The 4942-nt window shown below is 61.9% G+C and carries 4 protein-coding genes and 1 pseudogene; 2 read left to right on the top strand and 3 right to left on the bottom strand.

The features are described 5' to 3' along the window. A pseudogene (gene tcuB, locus VN004_RS07985) lies at positions 1-306 on the top strand (tricarballylate utilization protein TcuB); the annotation flags it as partial. Between the two features lie 143 nt (positions 307-449). Here tcuB and VN004_RS07980 read toward each other — a convergent pair. The 3 genes from VN004_RS07980 to VN004_RS07970 form a co-directional block, all read right to left on the bottom strand. Continuing rightward, a complete protein-coding gene (locus tag VN004_RS07980; protein WP_325608732.1) occupies positions 450-1412 on the bottom strand; it encodes an NAD-dependent epimerase/dehydratase family protein in 963 nt (320 codons plus the stop codon). A gap of 106 nt (positions 1413-1518) precedes the next feature. Beyond that, the gene (locus VN004_RS07975; protein WP_325608730.1) at positions 1519-2499 is read right to left on the bottom strand and encodes a tripartite tricarboxylate transporter substrate binding protein; all 981 of its coding nucleotides are present in this window, start codon (positions 2497-2499) and stop codon (positions 1519-1521) included. Between the two features lie 55 nt (positions 2500-2554). Beyond that, positions 2555-2998, bottom strand: a complete 444-nt coding sequence (locus VN004_RS07970; RefSeq protein WP_325608728.1) for a MaoC/PaaZ C-terminal domain-containing protein — start codon at positions 2996-2998, stop codon at positions 2555-2557. Between the two features lie 301 nt (positions 2999-3299). Here VN004_RS07970 and VN004_RS07965 point away from each other — a divergent pair, with 301 nt between their 5' ends. Further along, a complete protein-coding gene (locus tag VN004_RS07965) occupies positions 3300-4859 on the top strand; it encodes a long-chain-fatty-acid--CoA ligase (RefSeq protein WP_325608725.1) in 1560 nt (519 codons plus the stop codon). Positions 4860-4942: the final 83 nt, after the last annotated feature.

The raw sequence follows: 4942 nt of genomic DNA, 5'->3' as shown, positions 1-4942 counted from the left end.
GTCGGCCCAGTCGGTTTGCTGGTGGCGAAATGGCGCCGGGATCCCGTGCTTGTCGACGAGCCGCGCTTCGGCATGGACGTCGCGTTCATCATGATGCTCCTGTTGACGAGCGTCACCGGACTCTTGCTCCTCGTGTTCAGGGCGACCCCTGCGATGGGGATGCTGCTCGCCGTTCATCTGGGCGTGGTCTTTGCGCTGTTCCTGACCCTGCCATACAGCAAGTTCGTGCATGGCCTTTATCGCTTCCTGGCGCTCATCCAGTACGCGCGGGAAAGCGCCTCGCACGATCAGGTTGCCGATACCTAGAAGGACGGCTCCGGCCATCGGCGGTGATTACGGGCACCCGTGGTGCGCGGTGGCCGGAGATCGCCGTCTCCCTCTGCGGGTCCTGCATGCTGGCGCGGTGATGATCCGATCTGATGCGTCTCACGCGAGATGCGACGGATCGCTCACACCCTGATGGCCCGCAGCGTCCGCAGATAATCCTCGACCCCGCGATCGATATCGTATTCGCATTTGAAGCCCAGTTCGTCCCGTGCGCGGGTCACGTCATAGATGCCGTGCATGGGGTAAGGCATGCCGAGAAAATTCAGCCCGGGTCCGATGCTGATATCGGCATCGGGGATATGCCTGCGCAACGCGCGCTCGAAATCGCGCAGCGTCGATCCGACTCCGCTGCCGATATTGTAGACACGGCTCTTGGGATTCTCCGCGATCGTCGCGAGGTAAATCCCGAGCGCTGAATCCTTGTTGTAGATGAAATCGTCCTTCTCGTCGCCGCCCTGCGCGATGTGGAACGGCTTGCCCGCCGCCGGCGCTTCGACGATCTGGCTGGTCACGCCCATCTTGCCGTGGCGCGCGGTCTTGCCGGGACCATAGGTCGTCGCAAAGCGCAGCACGACGCTGTCGACCCCCATTGTGTCGTTATAATAAAGGCAGAGGTGCTCGCCTATCTGCTTGGCCGCATCGTAGATGCGCTTCGGATTTTTCGGCATGTCTTCCGGGATCGGCCGGTAATTCGGATAACCGAATTCGCCGGTCAGCGGGCCGTAAACACCTTTGGCGCTGGTGAAGACCACGCGCCGGATGCCGAATAGCCGCGCGGCCTCGAGCACGTTCACTGTGCCGCGGACGTTGACGTCAATGCTGAGCGGCGGGTTGGCCTGCGAAACCGCGCCGACGAAGGCCGCCGCATGCACGATATGCGTGATGCGGTTCGTCTTGATGACGTCCAGCAGGCGCGGCAGGTCGGTGACATCGCCGAGCGCGATATCGACCTTGTCGGCAAGGTCCGCGATCAGGTTGTCGTCGCGATGACGTGCGTACAGGACCGGGCGGTGTCCCTCCTTCACGAATTTGCGGCTGGCCTCGGAGCCGATCACGCCCATGCCGCCGGTGATCAGCACCTTCATGACATCTCGTCCGTTCGCCGCACGCGTCGCTTGGCCTGCGCCGCGGGGGAGACAGGCCAGGCGCCGGTGTGTTGACGCCTGGCCTGACCCGCTGCGGCGATGATCATCAGTTCGGCTGGATGTTCAGGTCCTTCATGACCTCGGCCCAGGTCTTGATGTCCGAATTGATCGCCTTCGCGTAGTCCTCGGGGGTGCTCGCGACCGCGGTGAAGCTCACCGTTTCGAGCGCTTTCTTCACCTCCGGCAACTTGACGATCTCGCTGATTTCCTTCTGCAGCAGCGAGACGATCGCCTTCGGCGTATTGGCGGGGGCAACCACGCCGATCTGCAACTCCGATTCCTGGTCCTGGACCCCTTGTTCGCGCAGTGTCGGAATGTTTGGGAAGGCGGGCGTCCGCTGCGGACTGGTGACGGCAAGCGGCCGCAACTTTTCCGCGCTGATATGCGGCGCCACTGGCGGCAAGCCCATATAGATGATGGGAGTCTGACCCGAGAGTGTCGATGTCACCGCGGGCGCCGCTCCGTTAAATGGAATGCGGGACAGCTTGTCCTGCTTCAGCCCGAGCTTGAACAGGCGCTCCGCGGACAAGGCGCCGAAGCCGATGCCCAGCGCGGCGTAATTGTATTTTTCCGGATTTGCATTGATCAGTTCGACCAGCTCCTTGATGGACTTGGCCGGAACGGACGGGTTGACCGCGATCACCTGCGGCGACGAGGCGACGATCGAGACCGGGGTGAAGTTCTTGACCGGGTCATAGGGCAGGCCTTTGTTGGTCACCGATGCGACCGCGAAGTCGTTGGTGACCACCAGAAGGTTCTCGCCGTTGGGTGCGGACTTCGCCACCTGTCCGGCGCCGACGGCTCCGCTCGCACCGGTGACATTCTCGACAAAGAAGGACTGGCCCAGCCGCTCGCCGAGCTTCTGCGCGAGGAGGCGCGCGATCATGTCGGTCGGTCCGCCCGGCGGGTAGGGAACGACGATCCGCACCTGCTTGGTCGGGTAGGCGGGTTTGGCCTCTTGAGCCTGCGCTGCTCCGGACAGCATCAGCAAGGCTGCCAGTGAACCGAACAGAAAACGTTTCCTCATCTTTCCTCCTCCACGTTCCAATTATTGTTGTGGTCGTTCGTGTCGTCGGGGCAGTCTATTGTCTCTGCACCACCCTCAGCATCGTTCCAGCGAAGCCGTGCTGGACAATTTCGTCCCGGTCGTTGATCACCGACAGCGACCGCTCGATCACCGCGCGCTTGCCGTCCGACGTCATGCGCTTGCTTTCGATCCTCGTCCGGACATGGATCGTGTCACCGACGAATAGCGGACGTCGATAGGCCCACTCCCGCAATCCGGTCGCGCCGATCACTTCGTCGCTGAAATGCGGCAGCTTGGTCGCAAGTCCGGTTGCGATGAGAATCCCGAACGAGCCCTGAAACAAGCGCCCGCGCAGTCCCTGGCTCTTTGCGTAGGTCTCGTCAGCGTGGATCGGATGCCAATCGCCGCTCACCATGCAGGCGATGGAGAGATCGGCCTCGGTCAGCGTGCGTCCCTGACCGACAAACTCAGCGCCCACCACCAGCTCGTCGAAATACACCAATGATCTCCAAGCCGCAGGTCGCCGTCAGTAGCGCTGTGCGGCGCATTTCCCGGCCGGACATCGCGAATTGGGCGATTATCGTACATAAGTGCTATTATTGATAATCGCTTCCGCCACCTGCGCTGTCAACCGGCGTGCTGTGCGCGCGCGAAACGCGGCGCGGCACCAACCGAAGCGCCGATGACGCGCGCTCTGTTGACGCTTGTCCGAACGCCTTCCTATAATTGCTTATCGACCGCGCGTGCGATTAACGCGCAGTCGGCTGCTCCTCTCACACATATTCACAGGAATGGGCTGAATGTCGTTGACATGCGGTGATCTGATCAAGCGAGGCGCAGCGCTTTACAGCGATCAGCCGGCGCTCTCGTTCGAGGGGCGCACCTTCACCTATGCCGAACAGGCCTCCCGCATGTACCGGCTCGCCAATGCGCTGCTGGAACTGGGCGTGCGAAAGCAGGAGCGCGTGGCGATCCTTGCCCGCAATTGCAGCGAATATGTCGAGGTCTTCGGCGCAGGAGAGCTCGCCGGCTTCATCACGGTCAATCTGAATTGCCGGCTCTCGACCAGAGAACTTGCCGCCATTTGTCAGGATTGCCAGCCCAGCGTTCTGATCTTCGCGGATGAATTCGCAGCTTCGGCGAACGAGATTGCCGCAGAGGTGTCGAGCATTCGCATTCGCATCGCGCTGCAGGGCGGCTCTTCGGGCATCCCGAATTACGAGGATGTGCTGGCCGGCGCGTCTGCGGAAGTCCCGTCAGTGCAGTCGAAGCCGACCGATATCGCCTACATCATGTATACCAGCGGCACGACCGGCGGCTCCAAGGGCGTCATGATCAGCCATGCCGCGATGGTCGAAGCGACGCGGATGCTGTCGCACGAGTGCGGCGTATTGTCCTCGGACAAGGCGCTGATCGTGATGCCGCTGTTTCATCTTGGCGGCAAGATCGAGCAGATGAATTTCAGCCTGATGGGCGCGCAGATCGTGCTGAAGGCGAATTTCGACCCGGTCGATATCACCGAGACCATGGCGCGCGAGAAGGTCACCGCCGCGCATTTTGCCCCGGTGATGATCCAGCGCATCCTCGATGAACTCGACAACAAGCCCTACGACCTGAGCGCGTTGCGCTGCGTCCATTACGCCTCCGCGCCGATGCCGGTGCCGCTGCTGCGGCGTGCGATCGCGCGGCTCGGCACCATCTTCACGCAAGTCTACGGGATGACCGAGTGTCTGGCCTGCACCGTGCTGAAGGCCCATTGCCATGTGCTGGATGGCACCGAAGACGAGCGGCGGAGGCTCGGCTCCGCGGGCCAGCCGCTTCTCGGCAACCGGGTCAGCATCCTTCGCGATGACGGCACGGAATGCACCCCTGGCGAGATCGGGGAAATCGTCATTCACTCGCCAACGGTTATGAACGGCTACTGGAACAAGAGCACGCTCACGGCCGAGGTCGTGCGCGATGGCTGGATGTACACGCAGGATCTCGGCTTCGTCGACGATGGCGGCTATGTCTATGTCGTCGATCGCAAGAAGGACATGATCATTTCCGGCGGCGAGAACATTTATTCCTGGGAAGTGGAAGAGGTGCTGCGCGGTCATCCCGACGTCGCCGAGGTTGCCGTCATTGCCGTGCCGGACACGCAATGGGGCGAGGCGGTGAAGGCCTGCGTTCAACTGCATCCTGGCAAACAGGCGACCGAGGCGGCGTTGATCGAGTACACCCGCGAACGGATCGCGAGCTACAAGAAGCCGCGCAGCATCGATTTCCTCGAGGCGCTGCCGCGCTTGTTCAACGGCAAGATCGACAAGAAAGCGCTGCGCGCGCCGTATTGGGCCAATCGCGATCGTCAGGTGTCGTGATCGCAAGAGCGCGACACGCTGGAAATTGTTCCGATGGATTATCAGAAATTTCGTACCGACAACGTTGCCCCGCAGCCGCCGCT

Source organism: Pseudorhodoplanes sp. (assembly GCF_035565855.1).
Lineage (GTDB): Bacteria > Pseudomonadota > Alphaproteobacteria > Rhizobiales > Xanthobacteraceae > Pseudorhodoplanes.
Note: the sequence above shows the minus strand (reverse complement) of the source record. Positions and strands in the feature narration are given on the sequence as shown.